The organism is Kitasatospora sp. NPDC028961, from assembly GCF_055564815.1.
The window spans coordinates 87,809-111,593 of record NZ_JBVHVO010000018.1; the positions used below are offsets into that span (position 1 = coordinate 87,809).

The following is a 23,785-nucleotide window of genomic DNA, read 5'->3' on the forward strand; positions in this document are numbered from 1 at the left end:
ATGGCATCGAGCAGTGCGACGACCCCCGGCCGGCTGCGACGCGACGCCCAGCGCAACCGCGACCTGCTGCTGGCCGCCGCCCGCGAGCTGTTCTCCCGGCACGGCCTGGACGTCCCGCTGGACCAGATCGCCAAGGAGGCCGGCGTCGGCAACGCGACGCTGTACCGGCACTTCCCGACCCGCGAGGCACTGATCGCCGAGGTCTTCGCCGACGCCGCCGCACTGCTCGACGGCGCGGCCCGGGAGGCACTGGCCGCCGAGGACGCCTGGAGCGCGATCGAGCGCTACTTCGAGCGGATCTTCGAGCTGGTCGCCGCCGACCGGGGCATCAACGACCTGGTCACCCAGGCCATCCCCACCACCCCCGCGATGATCGCGATCAGCCGGCAGAACGCGGTGACGGTCGGCACCCTGGTCGCCCGGGCGCAGCAGCAGGGCACCATGCGCCCCGACGTCGCCACCATGGACCTGCTCTTCATGCTCGGCCCGCTCTGCCGGGCCCTGCCCGCCACCACCGAGCTGCGCCCCGACCTCTGGCGCCGCTACCTCGCCCTCCTGCTCGACGGCTTCCGCACCCGGGCCGCCCACCCGCTCCCCGTCCCGCCGATCGGCGAGGAGCACCTGGACAAGATGTTCGCCGACCTCTGGGAGGCGGACGGCCCCGGCGCATGACCCGGCCGCGCACCTCGCTGCCGTCGGGGGAGCGCCGTCAGGACCGCGTACGGATCGGCCCGCCGCGCGTCAGGGCTCCGTCAACGGACGGCCGCTCCGGCCGCGGCCCGGCTTTGCTGAGTCCGACAGCGAGACAGCGCGAGAGCGCGACAGCGCGGCAGGACAGGCCGGAAGGACGGGCAGGGCGATGGCGGACAACGGCGCCGGAATCCACGGGGACGAGCCGACGGACGAGTTGACGGACGAGTCGACGGTCGGCCCGGGTGGCGGGCCGGGGGGCGGACCGGACGGGCGCGGCCGCCTCGTGGTCGGGGTCAGCGGGTCACTCGGCAGCCTGGCCGCCCTGCACCACGCGGTCGCCGAGGCCCGCCGCACCGACGCCGAGGTCCTCGCGGTGCTCTGCTGGACGCCGGCCGGCGGCGAGTTCGGCTACCGCCGGTCCCCCTGCCCGCCGCTGCTCAGCGCTTGCTGCGACGCGGCCGTCGCCCGGTTGCGGCAGGCCCTGGACGAGGCCTTCGGCGGCGGCCCGGCGGGCGTCCGGCTGCGCTGCCAGGCCGTGCGCGGGGAGACCGGCCGGGCCCTGGTCAGCGCCGCCGACCGCCCCGGGGACCAGCTCGTCCTCGGCGCCGGCGGCCGCGGGGCGCTCGCCCGCGCCCTGCGCCCGTCCGTGACGGCCTACTGCGTGCGGCACGCCGCCTGCCCCGTCCTGGCGGTGCCCAAGCCACCGCTCCAGCGCGACCTCGAAGCCCTCGAACGCCACCACGTCCGCGCGCTGCCCCTCACCGTCGGCAGCTGACCGGGGCCCGCTTCGCTCGGTCAGCGGGCCGGGTCGGCCGCCCGGGCCGGTGCGCCGACGGCCGCCGCCTCGGCCAGGACCCGGGCGGTCGCGCGGCCGGCCCGCACGGCGTGGTCCGCCCGGGCTGGGCGGCAGCGCTCCACGGCCGGGTCGTACTCGGTCAGCACCACGCCGGCGTGGTCGGAGTCCAGCTCCAGCAGCCGTACCGGTGAGCGCCGCTCGGTCAGCGCGGCGTGCAGCTCCCGGCTCAGCGCCGCGGGCACCAGGTCGTCGGCGGTGCCGTGCACGAGCCAGACCGGGACGGGGGAGGGCCGCTCGGCGAGGAGCGGCAGGGGGGCCTCGCCCGTGGTCACGGCCGGGCGGCCGTAGGCGGAGGCGATCCCGACGGCCGCCGTCGGGCGGACCTCCTCGGGGGTGTCCGGGTGGGTGGCCAGCGCGACGGCCTCGCGCCCGCCCAGCGACCAGCCGGCGAGTACGAACCGGGCCGGATCGCCGCCGAACGAGGCCGCCTCCCGGCGGGCGTACTCGAACGACGCCAGCAGCCGCGCACGGCCGCCGTCCTCCTGGTCCGAGCGCCAGTCGGGGACGAGCACCAGCAGCCCCAGCCCCGCCGCCTCCTGAGCCAGCGGCCGCAGCACGTCCCGCTCGTCCGAGCCACGCCCGTGCCAGAGCAGGACGACGGCCGCCGGACCTTCGGCACCCACCGGGCGGTGGACGTCCATCAGGTGGCCGGGGGTGTACTCGACGACCTCGGGCGGGGTGGGGCGCTGACCGGTCATCCGGGATTCTCCTCGGGTTCGGGACGGGGTCTCCGAGCTGGTACTGTACTTCCTGTCGCGAGGGAGATGATCTCTCGTCAGGCGTCAGTGGTGCTACCGGAGCACGTCCTACTTTCAGTAGGGAGAGTCCGTTCAACCCGGGCCTGGCGCTCCAATTCGGACGAGGTCCGGTGCCTTTCCAGGCACCGGACCTCTTCTGTTTTCCCGGATTCGGCCGATGCCCGGGCCGGTTCGGAGCACGGCTCCTGACCTGCTAGTCTTCTTCCTGTCGCGAGGGAGATGATTCCTCGTCAGGCGTCAGTGGTGCTACCGGAGCACGTCCTACTTTCAGTAGGGAGAGTCCGTTCAACCCGGGCCTGGCGCTCCAATTCGAATGAGGTCCGGTGCCTTTCCAGGCACCGGACCTCATTCGTTCTCCGGGTACCGACGGTCCCGTCGCCGGGGCCTGGCCGCCGGAATCGCGCCGGCCGGAAATGCGGCCGGCCGGACGGAATGCGGCCGGCCGGCCGGAACGCGGTCAGCCGGGCTGGCGGTCGGAGCCGAGCTCGCGCGAGATCCGCAGGCCGACCTGGGCGACCACCGGGCCGAGCGAGCGGACCCGCGCGGCGGTCATCCGCGAGGTGAGGCCGGAGACGGACAGCGCGGCGGTCACCTCGCCGGTGTGGTCGAAGATCGGGGCGGCGACGCAGCGGACCTCGGGCTCGTTCTCCCGGTCGTCGATCGAGTAGCCGCGGGCGCGGATCCGGGCGAGGTCGGCCCGCAGGTGCGTCTCGTCGGAGATGGTCCAGGCGGTGACCGGGCGCAGCCCGGCGGCGACCACCTCGGTGACGGCCTCGTCGGGCAGCCAGGCGAGGATCGCCTTTCCGGTCGCGGTGCAGTACGCGGGCGCCCGGCTGCCGACCCGGGAGGCCATCCGGACGTTGGTCTCGTCCTCGACCTTGTCGAGGTACACGATGCCGGGGGCCTGCCAGACCGTCAGGTGCACGGTCTCGCCGGCCTCGCGCTGCAGCCGCCGCAGGTGCTCGGCGGCGACGCTGCGCAGGTCGAGGGTGGACAGGTAGGCCTGGCCGAGGCGGAGCGAGCCGTGGCCGAGGCGGAACCAGCCGGTCTCCCGGTCGCGGTCGAGCAGGTGCTCGTCCAGCAGCGGTCCGGCCAGTCGCAGCACGGTGCTCTTGTTGAGGCCCAGCGCCTCGGCGAGCTGGGCGAGCGGTACGCCCCGCCCGTTGCCGTGGTCGCGTACGTGGCCGAGGACGGCCAGCGCGCGGCGCAGCGAGGACGACTGGTTGCGCTCGGAACCCGCCGCCTTCTTCGCGGCCGTCTTCGCCGGCTCCGCGCCGTCCTTCGCCGGCTCCCCGGAGTCGCTCCCGTCGACCGCGCCGGCCGCCGGCGCGGGCTCCGGCGCGGGTCTCGGTCCGGGTTCCGATCCGGTCTGTGGCCGGGCCTGCGACCCGGTCCCCGTCTCCGTCATCGGTCCGTTCCCCTCTCGTTCCACCGCCGGTCTGCGGCGGTGGTCAGACGGTACCCCCTCGCGCCGGGTTAGCCGATTCTTCGATACAGCGTTGTGCACTGCAAAACTTCCCGAACGGCCTCTTGTTGCCCCCGAGCGCCCCCGCCTAACGTCCGTGGCATCGAGCAGGCGCCGCGGCCCACCCGAGCGGTCGCTCTGCCGTACCCCCACATCAAGGCGTTCACGCACCCACCATCGGCCCCGGTCAGGGCCTGCTTCGACGTGCCCGTCCCCAGCGGCGCACGTCTCGGCGGCAGCTGTCGGGAGGGGAGGTCTCCACCCATGCGACTCATCAGACGGACCGCCGCGGCCACCGTCCTCGCCGCCAGCTGCCTCGCGGCCGCCGCCTGTTCGCCCGGCACCGCGCTGCCGGCCGGCGACCGGGCCGGCGACGACCGGACGGGCACCCTTCAGGTCTGGCTGTACAACGAGGCCGGCAACGCGGCGAAGGAGGCGGTGATCAGCAAGGCGATCACCGAGTTCCAGGCCTCGCACCAGGGCGTCACCGTCGACATCAGCTACATCGACACCGATGCCTCGGCCCGCGCCGCCAAGATGAAGGGCGCGTTCAACGACCCGAACAGCGCCCCGGACCTGGTCGAGTTCGGCAACACCGACCTCCCCGGCTACGTCGCCGCCGGCGGCCTCGCCGAGATCGGCGCCGACCTCGACAAGTGGAAGGACAAGGGCGACCTCGACCCGGCGATCGCCAAGACCGCCGTGCTGGACGGCAAGACCTACGGCCTGCCGTGGTGGGTCGGCGTCCGTGCGCTGTACTACCGCACCGACCTCTTCACCGAGGCCGGGCTGAGCGCGCCGAAGTCGTACCAGGAGCTGGTGGCCGCCAACCAGAAGATCCACGCCGCGCACCCGGACACCTTCGGCATCGCGGTCGGCGGCAAGTACACCTTCGGTGCGCTGCCGTTCGTCTGGGACGCCGGTGGCGACATCGCCACCAAGGACGGCGCCGCGTTCAAGGCCGGGATCAACTCGCCCGCCGCGCAGGCCGGGATCAAGCGCTACACGGACCTCTTCGGCGCCGACGGCTGCCCGGCCCAGCAGTGCGCCGACCTCACCGGCGGCAAGACCGTCGACCTCTTCGCGGCCGGCAAGTCCGCGATGGCGATCCTGCCCAACTCCAGTCGCAGCAAGGTCGACGCGGGCCCGGTCAACGGCAAGTACGGCGTCGTCCCGCTGCCCGGCGAGAAGTCCGGGTCGATCGCCCCGGCGTTCGGCGGCGGCAACAACCTCGGGGTGATGAAGGCGGCCAAGCACCGCACCCTCGCGGTCGAGTTCGCCGAGCTGCTGGCGAGCCCCGGCTACCAGGAGCAGATGTACGACGCGATGGGGAACCTGCCGACCCTCAAGTCCGTCAACGACAAGGTCGCGGCGAAGGACGCCTTCCTGAAGCCGTTCACCGACACCATCGCGGCCGGCACCAAGTTCGTTCCGCTGGACCAGGCGTGGGCGCAGATCGACGCGCAGGCCGTCATCCCGACGATGCTCCAGCAGATCGTCACCGGAAAGTCGGACGTGGCCAAGGCCTCGGGCGACGCCGCCACGCAGATCACCTCGGCCTTCGCGGCCGGTCACTGATCGCACGCCCGAGAGAGCAGGCCCCGAGAGAGGTCCCGTACGTGTCCGCACCCACCACGACTGCCCCGGCGGCGTCGACTTCCCCGAGCGGGCGTCGTCGGGGCACCGGCCCGGCCGCGCCCCCGCGCGGCCGGCGCCGCCCACCGCTGCTGCTCCTCCTGCCGGCCGCGATCATCATGATCCCGCTGGTGGCCTACCCGATCTACCAGCTCGGACTGCTGTCGGTGCTGGACTTCGGGCAGGCCCAGGCGTCCGGGGGAGTGCCCACCAGCTTCGTCGGCCTCGGCAACTACGAGAAGATCCTGAGCGACACCCAGTTCTGGTCGGTGCTCACCCAGACGATCGGCTTCGCCGCGTTCTGCGTGATCGCCACCCTGGCCGTCGGCGCCACCCTCGCGGTGCTGCTGACCAGGGTCGGCCGGGTGGCCCGGCTGGTGCTGACCACCGCCGCGATGGCGGCCTGGGCGGCGCCGGCGATGACCGGATCGACGGTGTGGAGCTTCCTGTTCGACACCAACCTCGGTCTGGTCAACAAGACCCTGGTCGACCTCGGACTGAGCGGCTTCCACGAGTACAACTGGTTCTACGACAAGTGGTCGGCGTTCCTCATCGTCGGTGCCGTGGTGGTCTGGCACTCCTTCCCGTTCGTGATGGTGACGCTCTACGCGGGCATCCGGGCGATCCCCGAGGAGATCCTGGAGGCCGCCGCCCTGGACGGCGCCAACACCTGGACCACCTTCCGCCGGATCACCGCCCCGATGCTCCGGCCGATCCTGACCGTCGTGGTGATCCAGTCGGTCATCTGGGACTTCAAGGTCTTCACCCAGATCTACGTGATGACCGAGGGCGGCGGCATCGCCGGGCAGAACCTCGTGCTCAACGTGTACGCGTACCAGAAGGCGTTCGCCTCCTCCCAGTACGGGCTCGGCGCGGCGATCGGCGTGATCATGCTGCTGATCCTGGTGATCCCGACGGTCCTCTACATCCGCACCCTGCGACGGACGGGGAATGAACTGTGAACGCCCGTAGCCGCTGGCGGCTCGCCGCCAACACCACCGCGATCCTGGTGGCCGTCGTCACCGCCTTCCCGATCTTCTGGATGGTGCTGTCGGCCTTCAAGCCCAAGGGCGAGGTGCAGTCGCTGGATCCCAGGCCGTGGACCGCCCACCCCACGCTGGAGAGCTTCCGGCAGGTGCTGAGCGTCGACGGGTTCGGCCGCTACTTCCTCAACAGCCTGGTCATCGCGCTCTCGGTGGTGGTGCTGTCGGCACTGGTGGTCTTCCTGGCGGCGGTGGCGGTGACCCGCTTCCGCTTCCGGTTCCGCACCACGATCATGGTGATGTTCCTGATCGCCCAGATGATCCCGGTCGAGGCGCTGACCATTCCGCTGTTCTTCATGTTCCGCGACGCCGGCCGGGTCGCGCCGGGCATCGGCCTCAACACCCTGGCCTCGCTGATCCTGGTGCAGCTGGCGTTCTCACTGCCGTTCGGCATCTGGATGATGCGCGGTTTCGTCGCCGCCGTCCCGGTCTCCATCGAGGAGGCCGCCCAGATCGACGGTGCCAGCCGGACCCGCATCCTGTGGCGGATCCTGCTGCCGCTGGTGGCCCCCGGTCTGGCCGCGACCAGCGTGTTCTCCTTCATCGCGGCGTGGAACGACTTCGTCTTCGCCAAGACCTTCATCATCAGCGCCACCGAGAACCAGACGCTCCCCTCGGCGCTGCTGGTGTTCTTCAAGCCGGACGAGAACGACTGGGGCGGCATCATGGCGGCGTCCACCCTGATGACCGTGCCGGTACTGATCTTCTTCATCGCGGTGCAGCGCAAGCTGGTCTCCGGGCTGGCGGGCGCCGTGAAGGACTGACCCGCGAGGAAGGGGCCGAGGCGGGTGACAGCGGTCCGGTCACGGGAGTGGGGTCCCAGGCCGGGCACGTGCCGACGGGCGACCCGCCCGGACCGCGGGGGCGGTGGGCCGCGCCCACCCCCCCCGCGGTGCGGAGCGGGCAGGAGCTCAGATCGTCGTCCGGCCGGTCGGGTTCGGGTTCGGGTCCGGGTTCTGGTCCGGGCCCGGGTTCGGGTCCGGGCCCGGATCAGCCGGTTCGCCCGGAGGGACGGAGATCAGGGTGAAGACCGCCCCGCCGTCGTCCCGCACCACCGCGAGCCGCCCGTACGGGGTCGGCTCGGGCCCGTCCAGCACGCTCCCGCCGAGCCGGACCGCCCGCTCCACCGTCCGGTCGGTGTCCGCCGCCCCGAAGTACACCGCCCAGAAGGCCGGTCGGCCGTCCGGGTCGATGCCCGGGTCCCCGCCGATCCCGCCGACCGGCTGCCCGCCGACCCGGAAGACCGTGTGGTCGGCGGCGGCGGCGTCGTACCCGTAGCCGAAGACCCGGCCGTAGAAGTCCCGGGCGGTGTCCGGCGCCGGCGAGAGCTGATCGTTCCAGGCGACCGTGCCGGGTTCGTTCACCAGGCCGGCCCCCGGGTTGAGCGACCCCTGCCAGAGCCCGAAGACCGCACCGAGCGGGTCCACCGCGAGCACCCCGCGCGCCTGGTCGGGCACGTCGAACGGCTCGAAGACGACCAGTCCGCCCGCCTCCTGGACCAGTCCGGCCGTCCGGTCGGCGTCGTCCACCGCGAGGTAGGTCGTCCAGGCCGGCCGCCCCTGCCCGTCGACCTCCCGGCGCGACCTGATCCCCGCCACCTGCACCCCGCGCACCGTCGCCACCAGGTACTCGTCACCGGCCGGGCCGGTCGCCACGTACTCCCAGCCGAACAGCCGGCCGTAGAACCGTCGTGCCCGCTCGACGTCCGGCGCGGCCAGTTCGGCCCAGCACGGGACGCCCTCGTGGTACCTGCCGGCCTTCGGCATGCCGTCCTCCAAGCCCTGGCGGACCCCTCGGCCAGCCTCCGCGACCCCCGGCCCCCCGGCAACCGGGACGCCCGCCCCGCTCCCGGCCGTGGCTGCTCAGGCCACCCCGCGCGGCCGGAACTGGACGCTGATCCGCGGCCCCACCGGCCGGGCGGTCTTGGCGATCGCGTGCTCCCACGTCCGCTGGCACGACCCGCCCATGACCAGCAGGTCCCCGTGCCCGACAGGGTGCCGGACGACGGGCCCGCCGCCCCCGCGCGGGCGCAGCAGCAGCGTCCGGGGCTCGCCCACCGAGACGATCGCGACCATGGTGTCCTCGCGGTCCCCGCGCCCGATCCGGTCACCGTGCCAGGCCACGCTGTCGCGCCCGTCCCGGTAGTAGCAGAGCCCCAGGGTCCGGAACGGCTCGCCCAGTTCCTCCGCGTAGTGCGCGCTCAGCGCCGCCCGGGCCGAGCCCAGCAGCGGGTGCGGCGGCGCGTCGCGCTCCCCGTAGGACGCGAGTAGCCGTGGCACCTCCACCACCCGCTCGTACATCTCCCGCCGCTCGGCCCGCCACGGCACCTCGGCCGCCAGCTGTTCGAACAGCTCGGTCGCCCCGTGCACCCACCCGGGCAGCAGGTCCACCCAGGCGCCGGCGCCCAGGACCTCCCGCCGTACCCCCGTCAGAGGCCCCAGCGCGGCCCCGCCCCCGTCGGCGTCGTCGAACAGCGAGGGCTGGAGGTGCAGGGTGCTCGGCATGGATCCAGCCTACGCCGTTATCGAACGTATGCTCGAACAGTTTCTTCGGGTGCGGGTTCCCGCCGCGGGGGGCCTCCGCTCGCCGCCTGCTTCACGAGGGCGGCGATCCGCGCTTCGACCTCGGCCGTCACCGGGGTGAGCGCGAAGGCCTTCGCCCACCTGGCGCCGTCGCCGAGCCCCACCTGGTCGCGGCCGGTGGGTGAGCGGGGGCGCCGGGGAAATCGCCGCGCGGGTGGTGGCGAAGAGCCTCTTCGGAGGGCTCGACGCGCTCGCCGGCTGTTCTATTTCTGACATGCGGCGGTCGAATAGCGGTGATATGACTCGTTTGTCCGCCGCCCACCTCCGGGCGGCGCGGTTCACCGCGTGGCCACCGACGGTCGGTCGGCCGGCGGGAGGAGGACACCGTGGACGACTACCCGTTGCTCAACCTGTTCTGGACGATGCTGGAGCTCTTCCTCTTCATCCTCTGGTTCTTCCTGCTCTTCAAGATCATCTCGGATATCTTCCGCAGTCATGACATGGGCGGTTGGGGCAAGGCCGGCTGGCTGATCTTCGTGATCCTGCTGCCCTTCCTCGGCGTCTTCGTCTACCTGATCGCGCGGGGCAAATCGATGGGCGAGCGCGACCTGGAGCAGGCGAAGCAGGCCGACGCCGCCTTCAAGGCATACGTCAAGGAGGCGGCCGCCGGTGAGGGCGGCGGTACCGCCACCGGTACCGCCGGCGGGGCGGGCAGCCATGTCGACGAACTGGCCAAGCTCGCCGGCCTCAGGAGCAGCGGGGCGATCTCCGAGGAGGAGTTCCGGAAGGCGAAGGAGATCCTGCTCTCCTGACGCCGGGCCGCACCGGCGGGTCCTGGGCATCGCGCCGCGGCCCGCCGGTGCCCTCCGTCGACGGGCGGTGTGCCGTGTGTGCCGTGCGCCGTGCGCGCCGTGGGTGCGGACGCGCCGCCGCCCCGGTCCCGGGCGGGCGGTGCCCGGGGCCGGGGTCCGGGGCCGGTTCAGACCTTGGCCCGCCGACGGGCGAGGAAGTACCCGATGACCAGCCCGACGGCCAGCGTCACGGTGAGGACCGCCCACAGTGGCAGGGTGACGGTGGCGATCCAGAGGGTGATGGAGACCGATCCGGTATTGGCTGCGATGAACCAGATGGCCAGCACCGCGAGGACAGCGACCGCGATCGTACGCATCCGCACCTCGCGGCCCTTGACCGTGACGGTCGGCGGAGCGTGCGGCGGAGGAGTGTTCTGCGCCATGTCCCCAGTATGGTGCGACCCGCCGACCGGGGCCCGTTCGGAGCAATCCGGCCGCCGGCTCTCCGCCCGCCGAACGCCCGGCCCGGCCTCCCCGTGTCGCGCCGGGCGACCGGCGCTGCCCCGGCTCGACCGGTCGTCGTCGCTCGTTGTCACGGGCGCGGTCGAGTGGTGCCGGGGTTCCGCCGGGTCCGCCTCCCGTTGCCGCCCACTCGATTTCTGACCAGGCGTGATGTCCTGCTAATGTTCTTCCCGTCGAGAGGAAATGATCTCTCGGTCAGGCGTCAGAGGTGCTACTGGAGCACGTCCTACTTTCAGTAGGAAGAGTCCGTTCGACCCGGGCCTGGCGCTCCATTCCAAGGCGGCCGCTCCCCATCGGGGGCGGCCGCCTTGTTCGTTCCCCCGGGCTGCCGGACTGCCGGACTGCCCCGGGGGTCGGCGCCGGCCGGACGGGGCGCCCTCTCTCCAGCTGTCGCCGCTTCGGCGCCCAGGGTGGGCGGCTGCGTCCGGCCGAACGAGTCGACCTCATGGGCCCGCACGCGGCCGGCCACGTGATCATCCTGATCGCCCGCTGCCCCGGCGCGGTGGCCGGACGGCACCTCGGTGGGGCGAGCGTGGCGTGATGCGGCCCTACCGTACATCCCGTCCGAAACCCTCCGTCGTGGCCGACAACCGGCCAAGGTCGCGCCCCTGGTCGCCTCCCGGGCTGTTCGGCAGCCGGTCACCCGGCCAGCGGCTTCGCCGTGAGCGGTGATCTGACGATGCGTCACAGGATGGCTGAAAGTGGCCTGCTGCGGTGTGAATATGCCATTGGAATGTTCGTCATATGGAATCCGGCAGTAGCCTTCCGTGTCGAAGCCGCCACTGGTCGTGGTGGACCGGCCGGTGCCGACCGAGCGCTCCCGGCCGTACCGAACCCTCCGAAGGAGCCCGAGTGCCGGGTATCGACGAATGCCTCTCCGGGGCGATGGCGATCGCCGGTGCCCGGGCTGCCAGTCTGATCGACTGGAGCAGCGGCCTCGCCCTCGGCAGCATCGGGATCAGCCCCAGCGGGGACCACGACACCTCGGCCGCCGAAGCAACCGACCTGGTACGGGCGGCTGTTGAGAGCCAGACCTTCACCGGGGCGGAGGACCGGCAAGCGCCGTTGCAGGACATCATCGTCACTGCGGGCCGCAGTTACCACCTGTTGTGCTTCATTGACACCGTCTTCGACAGTCGGCTCGTCCTGCATCTCTGGCTCGACCGGACCGAGGGCAACCTGGCTGCGGCGCGCTACCGCCTCCAGGGCCTCGCCGAGGAACTGGTGCTCGGATGACGAACACGATCGTGAATCCGGCCACCCCTTCGGCCTCGGTCGGTCCTGCGAACTGCGCGGATGTCCGTCCGGCCCCCGCCGTCGTGTTTCGGCCGTCCGGGCGGAAGCCTGTCGTCCACCGGCGGTCGGCATGAGCGGCCTCGTCCTGCCCCCGGTGGGCGTCCTCACCCCGGGGCGGCTCGGGCGGAACCCGGGCGAGGCGGTCACCAGGCTCGCCGAGGGCCGGTTGACCGGCGTACTGCGCGGGCCCGCGGGGGCGCTCTACTTCGCCGACGGACTGGTGGTGCACGCCGAGTCCGACCACAGCCCCGATCTGGCCGCCCTGCTGACCGGGTGCGGCCGGATCACCCCGGAGGCGTGGCGGGACACCGTCCGGAGCTTCGGCCCCCAGTGCCGGGTCGGCGAGGCGCTGGTGGAACAACGCAGTCTCAGTCGGGGCGAGTTGGAGATCTGCCATCTCGGCGCGCTGTACGACGCCGCGTTCTTCGTCCTGGACTGCGCCGGCGCCGCGTCATGGAACGCCGCCGCCTGGGCCTCCGGTGCGGCGGAGGCGGCCGGATCGGTCGGGGCGGCCGCAGCGGCCCGGCCGGGCGCGGTCACCGGACCGTCGACGGCGGGGTGCTGGTCCTTCGAATCCGGCGTGCGGCACTGGCTCGGGCCGGTCTCGGCGGTGAGCGCCTTCCGGCTCTGCCGGGAGGTCGACCGCCGCCGTCGGTTGCTCGAACGGATCTGGCCGTGGCCCCAAGTCGACACCGCGCCGGTCCGCCCGGTGGCCTGCGAAGCGGTCGGGGCCGGTCGTGCTGTCGGCGCTGCCGGGGCTGTCGCCGCTCGGGAGTCCGACGGGTTCGGTGCGGCGCACGAGGCTCACGAGGGGCACGTTGTCGGTGAGGTTCACAACGCCCACGAGGCCCGTGCGGCATGGGAGTTCGGGGAGCGACGACCAGCTGTCGAGGGTGGCCGGGCCGATCGGGAGGCGTGCGCGGCGGCGCCCACCCGGGTGGTCCGCCGCCGGCCGAGCCGGCACCAGCGTGAGTTGCTCGACCATGTGGACGGCCGAAGAACCCCGGCGGAGCTGGCCCGGCTGCTCGGGCGCTCGGCCTTCGCGACCACGGCGGACATCCGCCGGCTCGCCGCCGCCGGGCTGCTCGCCACCCCCGGAGGTGCTGTCCCTGGCGGCGGTGACCCTGGAAAACCCGCCCCGGGAGGCGGTACCCCGGGACGCGCCGCGCCTCGGCACGCCGCCCAGGCACCGGTGGCGCCGGGTACGGCTGCGCCCGGTACCGCTGCGCACGTCTCCGCCGGGCACGCGTCGGCCGGAGCCGGGATTCTCGGGGGCCGGCCGGCCGCCGCGACCGTGCCGGCCGGGCGGTCCGCTGCCGGTCACCCGCCGGTCGGCCGTACCGGTGGGCTGCACCGCCGCGTCCCCGGGGCCGCGCTGGCCGGGCTCGTCCCGGCGGGGGCCACCCGCTCCGCCGCCCTTCCACCGACCCCGGCAGCGACCCACCCGCTGACCGTTCCAGACCCGGACATCGCGCTGCTGACCCGGGTCCGAGACCTTCTGGAGGCCCGACTTTGAACCTCTCTCCGCCCGCGACTCCGTCCTCACGGCCATGAGGCGGGCGCTCAAGCAGCGTGTCGGAAGGAGACAACTGATCGCCTTGGAGACCGAGCTGCTGGCCGAACTCCGCGCCCTCAAGCATCGGGTACCGCATCTCGCGGGCGGGCTGGTGGCCAGCGTGGACGGCCTGCTGGTCGCCCACGACACCCACGGGACCGAACCCTCGGGCCTGGCGGCGATGACGGCGGCCTCCCTCGGCCTGGCGCAGCGGCTCGCCGACACGACCGGGCAGGGCGACTTCCGGGAGTCGCTGGTCCGCGGCGAGCACGGCTACGTCGCCACCTACGCGGCCGGCGGAAGCTGTGTGCTGACCCTCCTGGCGCACCCGGACGTGAACGTGGGCCGGCTGCACCTGGAGGCCAGGCGCTCCGCCGGGCGCATCGCCGAGCTCCTCGCCGACTCCCTCGCGCCCAAGGACGTGCGGGAGTCCAAGGAGGTGGGCTGACCGCCCGCCGCCCGAAGCACCGCCCGCCGAAGCACCACCCGCCGACCCGCCGACCTGTCGACAGCAGATCGGTCGATGGACAGATCTGTCGACGGGCAGACGTGTCGACTTCCGACCTTCCCACCTATCGACGTCCCACCGATCCCCAACCCACGAACGAACCGGAGAAACCGACATGACGGACGCAGCAGGCGCGCTCAAGCAGGCCATGACCGTGATCGAAGGCGCCCTCGGTGCCGCGCTGGTGGACTACAACAGCGGCATGGCACTCGCCACCCTCGACGGCCCCGGCGGGCTGGACCTCAACGTGGCCGCCGCCGGCAACACCGACGTGGTCCGGGCCAAGATGCGCACGATGGACATGCTGGGCCTGCAGGACGGCATCGAGGACATCCTCATCACCCTCAGCAGCCAGTACCACCTGATCCGGCCGCTCACCGGCCGCAGCGGCAAGGGCCTCTTCCTCTACCTCGCGCTGGACAAGAGCCGGGCCAACCTGGCGATGGCCCGCCACCAGCTGACGAAGATCGAGGCCGACATGGAGGTCTGACCCGCTCCGGGGCCCGGAACGGCCCGGAGCCCTCGGCGAGGTCCGGTCGACCCGTCCGTGGCACGGACCCTGCGTCGCGCGGCGCAGGGTCCGGCCCGGCCGCCGGTCCGGCCACCGGTCGCGGGTGCGGCCCGCTCAGCGGTCCGGGCCGCCCGTCCAGGTCACCTCGCCACCCGCCAGCCCGGAGCAGACGACCCCCTCGGGGGTGAGCACCGTCCAGGGCGCGACCACGGCGTGCGGCGGCACGGACAGGACGGTGTCGCCGTCGAAGACCAGCTCCAGGCCGCCGGCCGGGGTCACCCGGGCGGTTCCCACCGTCCGGCCGACCAGGGCGAGCAGCCGGACGGTCGGGCGGACGGCCGGCGCGGGGTAGAAGCGCTCCACCCCGGACGGCACGGCGAAGCGGAACTCGTGTGTCACCCGGACGGTCACCGGCCCGTCCAGGTCGATGTCGAGTCGCCCGCCGCCGCGGACCGAGTCCACCCGACGGCCGGCCAGGACGTCCGCGATTCCGTTCTCCATGCCTCCAGTGTGGACTGGGGCCACCGGTCGGTCGGCCCGGTCAGCGCACCGGTCGGCCCTCGACCAGCTCGGCCGGTCCGCCGGAGCCGCCGCGGGCGGCGAGCGCGGCGGCCGTCCGCGACCAGGACGGGGCGGACAGCAGCGCGCGTGCCTCGGCCGGGTCGCAGAGCCGCCATTCGACCAGTTCGTCCTCGGGCAGCGTGATCGAGGCGAGGCGCTCGTCCGACACGGTCCCGCCGTCGAACAGGTAGACGAGTACGGCGGTGTCCCGGTCGTGAGCCGGGTCCGCGCCCCGGCCGGGCAGCCAGTCGAGGGCCAGCAGCCGGCCCGGCTCGTACTCCCAGCCGAGCTCCTCGCGGATCTCCCGCCCGGCCGCCGCCCGGGGCAGCTCCCGGTCGGCCTCGATCCCGCCGCCCGGCAGCGTCCAGTACGGCTCCTCGCCGCCGCCCGGCCACGGCCGCAGGCGTACCAGCAGGACCCGCCCGGCCGTGTCGGTGAAGACGGCCCGGGCCTTCGCCCGGATCCGCGGCCGGCCGGCGATGTAGCCGGCCCGGTCCATCGGGGGAGCCGGCGGCTCGACGGCCGTCCCGGTGGTGTCCCCGGTGAGCGTCAGACCCGCCAACCGGGTGTACTCCGGGGGTGGTTCGACCGTCAGATGCTCCAGGGTGTGCCCGGCGGGGTGGCTGTCCTCCAGCTCCAGCGGACCGGCCGAGCGCGGCGCCCGCAGGCAGGCGGTGACCCGCCGGGAGAGGCGGGGCGGCAGCGCGTGGGCGGCCTGTTCGGCGGTCAGCCAGGTCCACCCGCCGACCTCGGCGGTGTCCGGAGCGAACGCGGCCGACTGCTCGGGGGTGAGCGGTTCGGCCCAGTAGAGGTGTGCGGCGATCGGCGGGCGGGAATCGTCGAGCGTCCAGTCGATGCAGGCCAGTGGGCCGAGCACGGGCGTGAACCCGAGCTCCTCGCGGACCTCCCGGACGGCCGTCGCGCGGGGCGACACGTCCTCCGGATCCCAGCCCCCGCCGGGGACGGCCACCGGGTGCTTCCGGTCGTACGGCAGCCGCACCACGAGCACCCGGCCGTCGGCGGACGGGAAGAGCACCCCGGCGGCTGCCAACAACTCACGTCCGAAGTCATTGCTCTGTCGGTCCGTCACTGATCCGACTCCCTCCCTCGATCCGGGCAGGTCGATCCGCCCGCTGCCCACCACGACACCCCACCCGCTCCGAACGGTTCCCCGCCGCTTACCTCAACGAACGGGCGGTACCGGCCGTAGCGGTCCGTCCGGCGGTGAGGCGCGATCACTTCGGCGGGCCGCCGTGCGGCCCGGCCGGCGCGAGCGCGTCGACCGGTCCGCGTGGGTCCGCGTCGACCGGCGCGAGCGCGCCGAGCGCGGCCGCCGCCGCCCGGGCCATCCGCTCGTCGTGGCGGCCGGTGGCGCCGCGCAGGCGTGCCCAGCCTTCGACGGCGGCCAGCGCGAGCAGGCCGGGGAGCAGGTCCGTGCTGCGGTCGGCGACCCAGCTGGTGCCGCGGGTGGCCATCCACCAGAGGTCGGCGACGGCGCCCGGGGGCGGGTCGACGGGACCGCCGGTGGGGGCCGGACCGAGCGGCCGGCCCGCGGCCGCGAGCAACTCGTGGAAGCCCCGGGCGATCAGCCGGTGCCCTTCGGCGCTGGGGTGGAGCCGGTCCACGCTCAGCAAGCCGCGCCGCGCCGTCCAGGGCAGGCCGGCGACGTGCAGGTGGAGGGCGTGGTGGCGCGCGGAGAGGGCGTGCACCACGGTGTTCACCGCGTCCATCCGGCGGGCCAGTGGCCGGGCCAGCGGCCTCGGCAGTCGCAGCAGCGTGCCCGGGTCGGGCAGGCACGCGGTGAGCACCAGGGCGCCGCCGCGGGAGAGTTCGCGGAGCGTGGTGTCCAGCTCCCGGGCGGTGCGGCCGATGTCGAACCCCGATCGCAGGGTGTCGTTGCCCCCGACCACCACGGCGGCCAGCCGGGGGCGCAGCACCAGCGCGGCGGGCAGCTGCTCGGTCGTCAGGTCGGTGGTGAGGGCCCCGCTCCGCGCGAGGTTGGTGAACTCGACGCCGACCCCCGGCGGAGCCAGTGAGCCGGAGAGCAGCGCCGCCCAGCCCCGCCAGCCGCCGGTGACCGGGTCACCGACGCCCTCCGTGAGGGAGTCGCCGAGGGCCACGAACCGCACCGGCTCGACGGCGCTCCCGGCACCCGCGTTCCGCTCCCCGCGCACGCCGCCCGGGGCCACCGCCGTCAGGGGCGGGGGCTCCTGGGGCACCGCCTCCGGGCGCGCCGTGCCCGGGAGCGTCTCGCCGCCCTCGTCCCCCACCACAGCTGTGCTCATCGCGCCTCCTCCGCCCCGGCGGCCGGGGAGACCGCCCGGTCCTGCACCCGCTCCTGGGCGGGGTCCTGGTCCTGCCCCCGGTCCGGCGTCCCGAGCGGCGCCGGCACCACGGCCGCCGCACGGTGCGCGGCGAGGAAGGCCGCCACGGCGGCGGGCCAGCCGTACTGTTCGGCCCGGGCGCGGGCGGCGGCGCGGCGCTCCTCCTCGGGGCGTGCGAGCAGCTCACGCGCCGCCCCCGCGAATCCCGCGCCGGTGTCGTCGGCCGCGACACCGGCCGGGCCCACCAGGGCGGGCAGCGCCGAGGACCGGCTGACCGCGACCGGGGTGCCGCACGCCAGCGCCTCCAGCGCGGCCAGCCCGAAGGTCTCGACCGGTCCGGGGGCGAGCACCACGTCGGCGCAGCCGAGCAGCCGGGCCAGTGCGCCCCGCCCGGCCACGTGCCCGAGGAAGCGCACCGGCAGCCGGAGCCGCCCGGCCCGGGTGGCCAGCCGAGACCGGAGCGGTCCGGTGCCGGCCACCACCAGGACGGCCGGCAGCCCGGCCGAGGACAGCTCGGCGAGGGCGTCGACGGCGCGCTCGGGGTGCTTCTCCGCTGAGAGGCGGGAGCAGAGCACCAGCAGCGCCTGCCCCGGGTCCGCGTAGCGCGCCCGCTCGTCCGCCCGCTCGGCGGCCGTGAGGGGGCGCATGGCGGTCAGGTCCACCCCCAGCGGTGCCTGCGCGAGGTTTCGTACGCCCAGGCGGCGGAACTCGGCGGCCGCCCAGCCGGTGGTGCAGACCACGGTGTCGTAGGACCGGGCGGTGCGGAGGTTGAGCCGGTCGGCGGCCGCGGTGGCGAGCGGGCCGGGCAGGCCCCAGGTGCGGAGCAGCCCGGCGGTGCTCTCGTGCGACACCATGACCGAGCGCAGGCCGTGGCGCCGGGCCCAGCCGCCGGTCCAGCGCAGCGTCGTGCGGTCGGAGACCTCCAGTCGGTCCGGCGCCAGCCGGGTCAGCTCGTGGGCGAGCGCCCGCCGGTCGGTGAGCAGCCGGTAGCCGCCGCTGCCGGGCAGCACCGGTCCGGGCAGGGTGACCACCAGCCCCTGCGCGGTCTCCTCCTCCGTCCGCCGCTCGCCGGGGACGACCAGCACCGGTGTGTGGCCGGCGGACCGGTAGCCCTCGCCGAGGTGGCGCAGGGCCGTGCGCAGTCCGCCCGAGACCGGGGTGACGAAGTTCGCCACCCGGACGATCCGGAGCGAGGCTCTGTGGTCGGTCATGCCGGCAGCTCCTCCACCACCGGGGCGCCCTCGGCGGGGCGCGTCGGGGCCGCCGTCGGGGCCGCGCCCTCGCGGCCCGGTCCGGTCGCACCCGTGACCTCGGCCACCGCCGTGCCGGGGTGCTCGGCCAGCACCTCCGCGTAGTGCCGCAGCAGGAGGTCCCCGACCGCCTCCCAGGTGCGGGCCGTCACGTCCGCCCGCCCGGCCCGCCCGTAGGCGGCCCGCAGCTCAGCGTCGCCGGCCAGCGTGGTGACCGCCCGGGCCACCGCCGCGCCGTCCCTCGGCGGCACCAGCAGGCCGGTCCGGCGGTGGCCGACCAGGTCCAGCGGCCCCCCGGCGGCCGGCCCGATCACCGGGACCCCGCTGGCCATCGCCTCCTGGATGGTCTGGCAGAAGGTCTCCAGCGGGCCGGTGTGCACGAACACGTCCAGGGTGGCGAAACAGCGCGCCAGCTCCTCCCCGGTCCGGCGGCCGAGGAAGACCGCGCCGGGCATCGCGGCCCGCAGCCCCGGTGCGGACGGTCCGTCGCCGATCACCACCACCCGCACCCCGGGCAGAGCCGAGGTGCTCGCCAGCAGGTCGACCCGCTTCTCGGGCGCGAGCCGCCCGACGTACCCGACCAGCACCTCCCCGCCGGGCGCGAGGGCCCGGTGCAGCGTCTCGTCACGGTGGCGCGGGTGGAAGCGGACCGAGTCCACCCCGCGCGGCCAGAGCCGCACCCGCGGCACGCCGTGCGCGGTGAGGTCCTGTGCCGCCGGGGTGGAGGGGGCGAGGGTGCGGGCGGCGGCACGGTGGATGGTCCGGATCCGGTGCCAGGCCGCGGCCTCGCCCAGCCCGCGGCCCGCGCGGTAGGCGTGCGCGTACCCGGCGAGGTCGGTCTGGTAGACGGCGACGGCGGGGACACCCAGCCGGGCGGCGGCCTGCATCCCGCGCGCGCCGAGCACGAACGGGCTGGCCAGGTGGACGATGTCGGGCCGGTGCCCGGCGATCGCGGCCGTCAGCTGCCGGCCGGGCAGCGCGATCCGGACCTGCGGGTAGCCCGGCAACGGGACGGACGGGACGCGGACCACGGGCAGCTCGGCCGCCCCCGTCCCGCCGCCGAAGACGTGCGGCGGGCACTCGGCCCCCCGCGCGGGTGCCGGGGTGATGACGAGCGGCTGGTGGCCCCGGCGGACCAGATGCTCGGCCGTCCGCAGCACGCTGTGGGCGACTCCGTTGACCTCGGGCGGAAAGGATTCGGTGACGATGACGACGCGCATGCCAACGTTCTGTCCGCATCCGGCGTGCAGGCGGCCAAAGGGATCTGTCGAACAAACGAACGCGGGTCGGCGATTGTGCCACCGACCCGCGTTTGCGCCCTCACCCGCCCGAAGCGCGGTGCGTCCGCCCTACCGGGCCGGACCGGCCGCCGTCTCCTTGAGCTCCGCGTAGGGCGCGAGCTTCCGGATCGACTCGATGCTCCTGATGCAGTCGTCCCGGCTCTCGTGCGGATCGCCCGTCACCACGACGGTGCCGTTGCTCGCCTTGAGCCGGAACCGGTGCATGCCGGTCTCGTCGGTGTACAGCTCGAACTTCCCTGCCATGGCAGTGTTCGCCTCTCGTTCGGGTAGCCCCCTCGAACGGCAACGTACGCACAAACCCCTTGCGCTGCATGCCATAAGGGCCATCCGAGGCACCTGATCGGGCGTGTCGCGGTGCGGAACGGTTAGAGCGCTGAGCTCGAGATGGGGCTGGGCCTACGGTGGGGCTGCGCTCTGGGGCGTGTGAGACCCGGGGTAGCGGCGAACACCCTGATGCCACCCCCGGACGTGCTCACGCGAGCGCGAGCTGAGGGGCAGCCGCAGACTTCTTCGCTCGGACTCGACGCAGTGCCGTGAGCTTCCCGCCGCCGGGGCGAGCCTCAGGCGCGGCGACGACCTGTGGTTGAGGCAGACGCTGGATCTGTCCGGCTCGAGGGACTGCAGCGAGTGCTGCTTCCGCGTGGGCACGTTGGTACTTTGGGAGCACATTGGTGTAGAGGTCCATGGTGATCTGGATGCCGCTGTGCCCCAACTGTTCGGAGATTGCCTTCGGGTCAGCGCCGCCGGCGTGAGCGATGCATGCAGCGCCGTGACGGAGACCATGAAGGGAGATCGGCGGTAGGTCTGCCATGGGGAGTCTCGTCCGATTGCGACGTCAACCTCAGCCGAGCCATACAACGCCAGCGGCGGCTTACGTGCTGGCCAGTGGCGGGGAGGCCATGGACAGCGGCTTTGCCGGTATGGCAGGGGGCAGGGAAGCTACGCCTGCCAAGGCCGTGTGGGAGTACCGTCCGGATCCAGGCCGCTGGGCCACCATTTGTTTGCAAGGTGGCTCACCGTGCCTGCAGCTCCGGCATCGGCGGCGAGCCGCGCGAAGCCCACTGCTTCTTTGTTCCTTCCCGCCCGATCCGCAATTGTTGCCAGTCGCGCCGATGCTCGGTAGTTGCCAGCATGTGCACAGAGTTTGGCGAGGCGCCCAGCCTCCGACCAGTCGCCAGCCTCGGCGCGGAGTGCTGTGATCTGGTACAAAGCGTGTCCGTTGCCGGCATCGGCGGCTAGGCAGGCGAGATGCTCTGCCCCCGCCCAGTCGCGGGCTTCGGCCCGGACAAGGGAGGCTGTAACTAGGGCGGCTGTGGAGACGCCAGCGGTACTGACAGGCTTGCCCGCCGCGACGGATTGAGCAAGGCGTTCGGCGTCCCTTAAGGCCGAAGCCGCGGCGTGCAGTCTTGCCACCTCCCCCAGGGCTCGTGCGTCTCCGGTGTCGGCTGCCTGTTGAGCGAGCCGTTCAGCCTCGGTCCACTCCCCGGCCTGAGCGCGCAGTCTTGCCACCTCCCCCAGGGCTCGTGCGTCTCCGGTGTCGGCTGCCTGTTGAGCGAGTTCTTCAGCTCGGGGCCAGTTGTCGGCGTTGGCGCTGAGGACTGCGAGTCGGGTGAGGGCGCTCGTATCGCCGGTTTGGGCGACGAGCCGAGCCAGGCGGTCAGCGTCAATCAAATTGCCAGACGCAGCACGAAGTTTCGCAATCTGCACCAGGGCTCGGGTGTCTCCGGTGTCGGCTGCCTGTTGAGCGAGTTCTTCAGCTCGGGGCCAGTTGTCGGCGTTGGCGCTGAGGACTGCGAGTCGGGCGACGGCGCTCGTATCGCCGGTTTGGGCGACGAGCCGAGCCAGGCGTTCGGCTTCGTCCCATTGATCGGCCTCAGTGTGGAGGTCCATGACCTGTGTCAGAGCCCGGGTGTTGCCAGCGTCGGCAGCTGCCTGAGCCAAGTGTTCGGCGTCTGTCCACTCTCCCGAGAGTGCTCGAAAGCTGGACAGCCGGGCAAGGGCGTAGGTGTTCCCCCCGCCTGCGGCCAGACGCGCGAGGGCCTCGGCTTCGGCCCATCTCCCATCTCTAGCGTGGACAACTGCTACGCGGCCAATGGTGGTCATGTCGCCGGCTAGCCGAGCAAGGCGCTCGGCCCCTGCCCAGTCTCCACTATCGGCCTGGAGGTGTCCTACCCAACCCAGGAGATACGTGTTTCTGGCGGCGGAGGCAAGGCGCTCCGCCTGCGCGAAGTCCCGACTACGAGCGGCCTCCCTGATGGCTGACCAGGTCATCGGGTCAATACCCCGCGTGGCCGTGGCGCGGTAGTCGAGATGATGAGCCCATTGCAGACGGTGGCGGACGCGAGCTTCTCCAGCTAGGTGAGCGAGAGTATGGGCACTAGCAAGGTGGTTGTGAGCGGCCAGCCAGAAGGAGTCGGGCGGGCATGAAAGGCGGCGAGCCGTACGGCCGTGTTGCTCAAGGTAGTCGGCGAGTCGGAAGGTTCGCCCCGCGGCCAGGGTGGGTGAGGGGATATGAGGTGAGGAACTGGGCAGCCGGTTGGTCGGGCGTGGGTCAATAGCGCGCAGAGGACTGTGTTTGCCATGGACCGGCATGGCCAGTTCAGCGTAGGCGTCCTCGACCCAGGTGCCTGGGAGGGTTCCGTAGTCGTGATCGTCGACGTAGTCGGTCGCCGCGTCGCTAAGAAAAGCCTCTGATAGGTCGAGTCCGATGCCGAGGCGGCGGGCGTCCATCGCGGCTTCCAGCAGAGCGCGGGCACCTGGCGTGCTGTGCTGGTAACGATGCAGGAGCTCAGGTGCGCCAGCGAGGTCCTGAGCGACACGACCATTCTTTGCTGTACGAGTGAGAGCGTCAGCGAGGATTTGGTCGCCCCCGTTCGCCAGGTCGGTTGCTGCGTCTACCGCGTCCTGGTCGAAGATCTCGGGGACGGCGACCAGCCGCCCAGCGAGGAGTTCGCGAACTCGGCTGTGAGGGTCCGGCTGGCCAGCGAAGGGCAAAGCAGTGTACTGCTGGACGTACGGAGGCCACAGAGTTCCCAGCACGAGCACGGGTGCACGGTCGTGGTCATGAAGCAGGGCATGCAGAGCAGCAGCAATACGCTCGCCGTAGTGAGGATTTCCAAGGTAATGCTGAGCTTCGTTGAGCCAGACCACGGTGAATGGCCCAACCCTATGGAGGTCTTCCAGGGCGGCCTCTGCGCGCGTCGGGTCGAAGGGATGCCAGAGCCTCCATTCGGGCCCGGACAGTGGCTGGACAGCTTCCCAGCAGGCGCGAGTTTTACCTGTTGATGACGACCCAACCAGTACCAGCATTTGGCTCTGACCTTCCCCAACTGCGCGCACGACGTCGGCGAGGACCTGGTCATGGGTACGAGTCACATACCTTGGCAGAGCCTGATGCGCCCTCATTCCAGGCACTCCGACTGTGCCGGCGGGGTGGACCTCGAGGGCGAGTGGATCCCACTCGCCAATAGGACGCCCCATCACCCGGTTGTCGGCGCCATTTTCTGCGCCTGCGGTTCCGGGGAGCTTCGACGACAGTGAGACGGTCACGTTGTGGCCTTGGATCAGAGCGCCATGGACGATGCCATCGATCACGCGATTGTTCGCCACCGTTGGGCCGCCAACCGAGCCGGCTCGTTCTTCCTGCTGTTCTCCCAGCGTCACATTGCTCTGGCCGCCAGCGGCCCGTTGCTCTCCCACAGACCGTCCCTCTTCTATCGGACCTCGTGCGTGCTTCACCGGAACTCATCCTCGCTCATCGCCGAGTCTGGCGGACGCTGGATGATGGAACTGAGGTTGTTCCGAGATCTTCAAGATCAGAGCCGTGATGGATCCTCGAACCCCACGGCCCTAGCCAAGCACCTCCTGAGGAGAGTCAGAAGCAGCCGGCGGGGCTGGACCCGTAGCGGGGAGAGTCACTGCATTGAAGGGGCCGTCCTCCGGGATGAGTCTTCTCTGGTGCGAGACGCGACGCCCCAGATCGGTGACTCGGCGTGAGCCGCGCTCATGGCTGCAGCCCCTGCAGTGGGGACGCTGTGGGGACATAGCGGCGAAGGGAGGCAGTGAACGAACGATGGGTGCGGTAGATCAGGGAACCCGAGAGGCCTCTGACCTGCGAAAACAGGTAGAGGCTGCGATGGTCGATGAAGGCTAGTGAAAATCCCTGTGGAACTCGAACTTCCCTGCCATTGGGTC

The 23,785-nt window shown here is 72.7% G+C and carries 23 protein-coding genes; 10 read left to right on the plus strand and 13 right to left on the minus strand.

What is annotated here, in order from left to right; all coding sequences use genetic code 11:
* Positions 1–672: a TetR/AcrR family transcriptional regulator gene (locus tag ACZ4UX_RS26120; protein ID WP_465708448.1), complete on the plus strand. Its 672-nt coding sequence runs from the start codon at positions 1–3 to the stop codon at positions 670–672.
* A gap of 187 nt (positions 673–859) precedes the next feature.
* Positions 860–1,468: a universal stress protein gene (locus tag ACZ4UX_RS26125; protein WP_465708449.1), complete on the plus strand. Its 609-nt coding sequence runs from the start codon at positions 860–862 to the stop codon at positions 1,466–1,468.
* A 20-nt stretch (positions 1,469–1,488) separates the two neighbouring features.
* Here the strand turns inward: ACZ4UX_RS26125 and ACZ4UX_RS26130 are convergent, their stop codons facing one another.
* Both ACZ4UX_RS26130 and ACZ4UX_RS26135 read right to left on the minus strand, forming a co-directional pair.
* Positions 1,489–2,247, minus strand: coding sequence for an alpha/beta hydrolase (locus tag ACZ4UX_RS26130; RefSeq protein WP_359836003.1), 759 nt, complete (start codon positions 2,245–2,247; stop codon positions 1,489–1,491).
* Positions 2,248–2,764: 517 nt separating this feature from the next.
* Positions 2,765–3,715 (minus strand): IclR family transcriptional regulator, encoded by a 951-nt coding sequence (locus tag ACZ4UX_RS26135; protein ID WP_465708450.1) that lies wholly within the window; start codon positions 3,713–3,715, stop codon positions 2,765–2,767.
* A 321-nt stretch (positions 3,716–4,036) separates the two neighbouring features.
* Between ACZ4UX_RS26135 and ACZ4UX_RS26140 the strand changes: the two genes are divergently transcribed.
* Genes ACZ4UX_RS26140 through ACZ4UX_RS26150 form a run of 3 tightly spaced genes read left to right on the plus strand, consistent with a single transcriptional unit; the run spans position 4,037 to position 7,214 of the window.
* Positions 4,037–5,350, plus strand: a complete 1,314-nt coding sequence (locus tag ACZ4UX_RS26140; protein WP_352291708.1) for an extracellular solute-binding protein — start codon at positions 4,037–4,039, stop codon at positions 5,348–5,350.
* A 41-nt stretch (positions 5,351–5,391) separates the two neighbouring features.
* Complete coding sequence (locus ACZ4UX_RS26145; RefSeq protein ID WP_465708451.1) at positions 5,392–6,369, plus strand: carbohydrate ABC transporter permease; 978 nt, start codon at positions 5,392–5,394, stop codon at positions 6,367–6,369.
* Positions 6,366–7,214, plus strand: a complete 849-nt coding sequence (locus tag ACZ4UX_RS26150) for a carbohydrate ABC transporter permease (protein ID WP_359806242.1) — start codon at positions 6,366–6,368, stop codon at positions 7,212–7,214. The genes ACZ4UX_RS26145 and ACZ4UX_RS26150 overlap by 4 nt, the downstream gene beginning before the upstream one ends.
* Before the next feature lie 147 nt (positions 7,215–7,361).
* On the opposite strand, the gene ACZ4UX_RS26155 is transcribed toward ACZ4UX_RS26150, so the two are convergent.
* Both ACZ4UX_RS26155 and ACZ4UX_RS26160 read right to left on the minus strand, forming a co-directional pair.
* On the minus strand, positions 7,362–8,216 hold the full coding sequence (locus tag ACZ4UX_RS26155; protein ID WP_465708452.1) for a VOC family protein: 855 nt from the start codon (positions 8,214–8,216) through the stop codon (positions 7,362–7,364).
* Between the two features lie 96 nt (positions 8,217–8,312).
* On the minus strand, positions 8,313–8,954 hold the full coding sequence (locus ACZ4UX_RS26160) for an alpha-ketoglutarate-dependent dioxygenase AlkB (protein WP_465708453.1): 642 nt from the start codon (positions 8,952–8,954) through the stop codon (positions 8,313–8,315).
* Positions 8,955–9,358: 404 nt separating this feature from the next.
* Between ACZ4UX_RS26160 and ACZ4UX_RS26165 the strand changes: the two genes are divergently transcribed.
* Entirely contained in the window at positions 9,359–9,784 is a 426-nt protein-coding gene (locus tag ACZ4UX_RS26165; RefSeq protein WP_465708454.1) for an SHOCT domain-containing protein, read from the plus strand.
* 167 nt (positions 9,785–9,951) lie between these two features.
* Here ACZ4UX_RS26165 and ACZ4UX_RS26170 read toward each other — a convergent pair whose 3' ends face one another.
* A complete protein-coding gene (locus ACZ4UX_RS26170; RefSeq protein ID WP_329490947.1) occupies positions 9,952–10,206 on the minus strand; it encodes a LapA family protein in 255 nt (84 codons plus the stop codon).
* 931 nt (positions 10,207–11,137) lie between these two features.
* Here ACZ4UX_RS26170 and ACZ4UX_RS26175 point away from each other — a divergent pair.
* The 4 genes from ACZ4UX_RS26175 (at position 11,138) to ACZ4UX_RS26190 (ending at position 14,134) form a co-directional block, all read left to right on the plus strand.
* Positions 11,138–11,521, plus strand: coding sequence for a hypothetical protein (locus ACZ4UX_RS26175; protein WP_329490948.1), 384 nt, complete (start codon positions 11,138–11,140; stop codon positions 11,519–11,521).
* Between the two features lie 130 nt (positions 11,522–11,651).
* Positions 11,652–13,097 carry a hypothetical protein gene (locus tag ACZ4UX_RS26180; RefSeq protein WP_465708455.1) on the plus strand — a complete coding sequence of 482 codons (1,446 nt, stop codon included), beginning with the start codon at positions 11,652–11,654 and terminating at the stop codon, positions 13,095–13,097.
* 82 nt (positions 13,098–13,179) lie between these two features.
* Positions 13,180–13,584, plus strand: coding sequence for a roadblock/LC7 domain-containing protein (locus ACZ4UX_RS26185; protein WP_329490950.1), 405 nt, complete (start codon positions 13,180–13,182; stop codon positions 13,582–13,584).
* Positions 13,585–13,759: 175 nt separating this feature from the next.
* Complete coding sequence (locus ACZ4UX_RS26190) at positions 13,760–14,134, plus strand: hypothetical protein (RefSeq protein WP_465708456.1); 375 nt, start codon at positions 13,760–13,762, stop codon at positions 14,132–14,134.
* A 135-nt stretch (positions 14,135–14,269) separates the two neighbouring features.
* On the opposite strand, the gene ACZ4UX_RS26195 is transcribed toward ACZ4UX_RS26190, so the two are convergent.
* From ACZ4UX_RS26195 to ACZ4UX_RS26230, 8 genes are all read right to left on the minus strand, one after another.
* A complete protein-coding gene (locus tag ACZ4UX_RS26195) occupies positions 14,270–14,656 on the minus strand; it encodes a DUF6188 family protein (RefSeq protein ID WP_465708457.1) in 387 nt (128 codons plus the stop codon).
* A 40-nt stretch (positions 14,657–14,696) separates the two neighbouring features.
* Positions 14,697–15,806: an NUDIX hydrolase gene (locus ACZ4UX_RS26200; protein WP_465708458.1), complete on the minus strand. Its 1,110-nt coding sequence runs from the start codon at positions 15,804–15,806 to the stop codon at positions 14,697–14,699.
* 145 nt (positions 15,807–15,951) lie between these two features.
* Positions 15,952–17,001, minus strand: coding sequence for an SGNH/GDSL hydrolase family protein (locus ACZ4UX_RS26205; RefSeq protein WP_465708459.1), 1,050 nt, complete (start codon positions 16,999–17,001; stop codon positions 15,952–15,954).
* Positions 16,998–18,251 carry a glycosyltransferase gene (locus ACZ4UX_RS26210; protein WP_465708460.1) on the minus strand — a complete coding sequence of 418 codons (1,254 nt, stop codon included), beginning with the start codon at positions 18,249–18,251 and terminating at the stop codon, positions 16,998–17,000. Before ACZ4UX_RS26210 ends, ACZ4UX_RS26205 begins: the two co-directional genes overlap by 4 nt.
* Positions 18,248–19,510 (minus strand): glycosyltransferase family 4 protein, encoded by a 1,263-nt coding sequence (locus ACZ4UX_RS26215; protein WP_465708461.1) that lies wholly within the window; start codon positions 19,508–19,510, stop codon positions 18,248–18,250. The genes ACZ4UX_RS26210 and ACZ4UX_RS26215 overlap by 4 nt, the downstream gene beginning before the upstream one ends.
* Positions 19,511–19,639: 129 nt before the next feature.
* Positions 19,640–19,834 (minus strand): YegP family protein, encoded by a 195-nt coding sequence (locus ACZ4UX_RS26220; RefSeq protein WP_329490958.1) that lies wholly within the window; start codon positions 19,832–19,834, stop codon positions 19,640–19,642.
* A gap of 229 nt (positions 19,835–20,063) precedes the next feature.
* Positions 20,064–20,402 (minus strand): hypothetical protein, encoded by a 339-nt coding sequence (locus tag ACZ4UX_RS26225; RefSeq protein ID WP_465708462.1) that lies wholly within the window; start codon positions 20,400–20,402, stop codon positions 20,064–20,066.
* A 128-nt stretch (positions 20,403–20,530) separates the two neighbouring features.
* Positions 20,531–23,290 carry a tetratricopeptide repeat protein gene (locus tag ACZ4UX_RS26230; protein WP_465708463.1) on the minus strand — a complete coding sequence of 920 codons (2,760 nt, stop codon included), beginning with the start codon at positions 23,288–23,290 and terminating at the stop codon, positions 20,531–20,533.
* Positions 23,291–23,785 lie beyond the last annotated feature (495 nt).

Excerpts from the sequence above, each read along its gene's own strand:
- ACZ4UX_RS26120 (WP_465708448.1), top strand. The coding sequence starts at position 1 with ATGGCATCGAGCAGTGCGACGACCCCCGGCCGGCTGCGACGCGACGCC.
- ACZ4UX_RS26125 (WP_465708449.1), top strand. The coding sequence starts at position 860 with ATGGCGGACAACGGCGCCGGAATCCACGGGGACGAGCCGACGGACGAG.
- ACZ4UX_RS26130 (WP_359836003.1), bottom strand. The coding sequence starts at position 2,247 with ATGACCGGTCAGCGCCCCACCCCGCCCGAGGTCGTCGAGTACACCCCC.
- ACZ4UX_RS26135 (WP_465708450.1), bottom strand. The coding sequence starts at position 3,715 with ATGACGGAGACGGGGACCGGGTCGCAGGCCCGGCCACAGACCGGATCG.
- ACZ4UX_RS26140 (WP_352291708.1), top strand. The coding sequence starts at position 4,037 with ATGCGACTCATCAGACGGACCGCCGCGGCCACCGTCCTCGCCGCCAGC.
- ACZ4UX_RS26155 (WP_465708452.1), bottom strand. The coding sequence starts at position 8,216 with ATGCCGAAGGCCGGCAGGTACCACGAGGGCGTCCCGTGCTGGGCCGAA.
- ACZ4UX_RS26160 (WP_465708453.1), bottom strand. The coding sequence starts at position 8,954 with ATGCCGAGCACCCTGCACCTCCAGCCCTCGCTGTTCGACGACGCCGAC.
- ACZ4UX_RS26170 (WP_329490947.1), bottom strand. The coding sequence starts at position 10,206 with ATGGCGCAGAACACTCCTCCGCCGCACGCTCCGCCGACCGTCACGGTC.
- ACZ4UX_RS26180 (WP_465708455.1), top strand. The coding sequence starts at position 11,652 with ATGAGCGGCCTCGTCCTGCCCCCGGTGGGCGTCCTCACCCCGGGGCGG.
- ACZ4UX_RS26190 (WP_465708456.1), top strand. The coding sequence starts at position 13,760 with ATGACGGACGCAGCAGGCGCGCTCAAGCAGGCCATGACCGTGATCGAA.
- ACZ4UX_RS26195 (WP_465708457.1), bottom strand. The coding sequence starts at position 14,656 with ATGGAGAACGGAATCGCGGACGTCCTGGCCGGCCGTCGGGTGGACTCG.
- ACZ4UX_RS26205 (WP_465708459.1), bottom strand. The coding sequence starts at position 17,001 with ATGAGCACAGCTGTGGTGGGGGACGAGGGCGGCGAGACGCTCCCGGGC.
- ACZ4UX_RS26210 (WP_465708460.1), bottom strand. The coding sequence starts at position 18,251 with ATGACCGACCACAGAGCCTCGCTCCGGATCGTCCGGGTGGCGAACTTC.
- ACZ4UX_RS26215 (WP_465708461.1), bottom strand. The coding sequence starts at position 19,510 with ATGCGCGTCGTCATCGTCACCGAATCCTTTCCGCCCGAGGTCAACGGA.
- ACZ4UX_RS26220 (WP_329490958.1), bottom strand. The coding sequence starts at position 19,834 with ATGGCAGGGAAGTTCGAGCTGTACACCGACGAGACCGGCATGCACCGG.
- ACZ4UX_RS26225 (WP_465708462.1), bottom strand. The coding sequence starts at position 20,402 with ATGGCAGACCTACCGCCGATCTCCCTTCATGGTCTCCGTCACGGCGCT.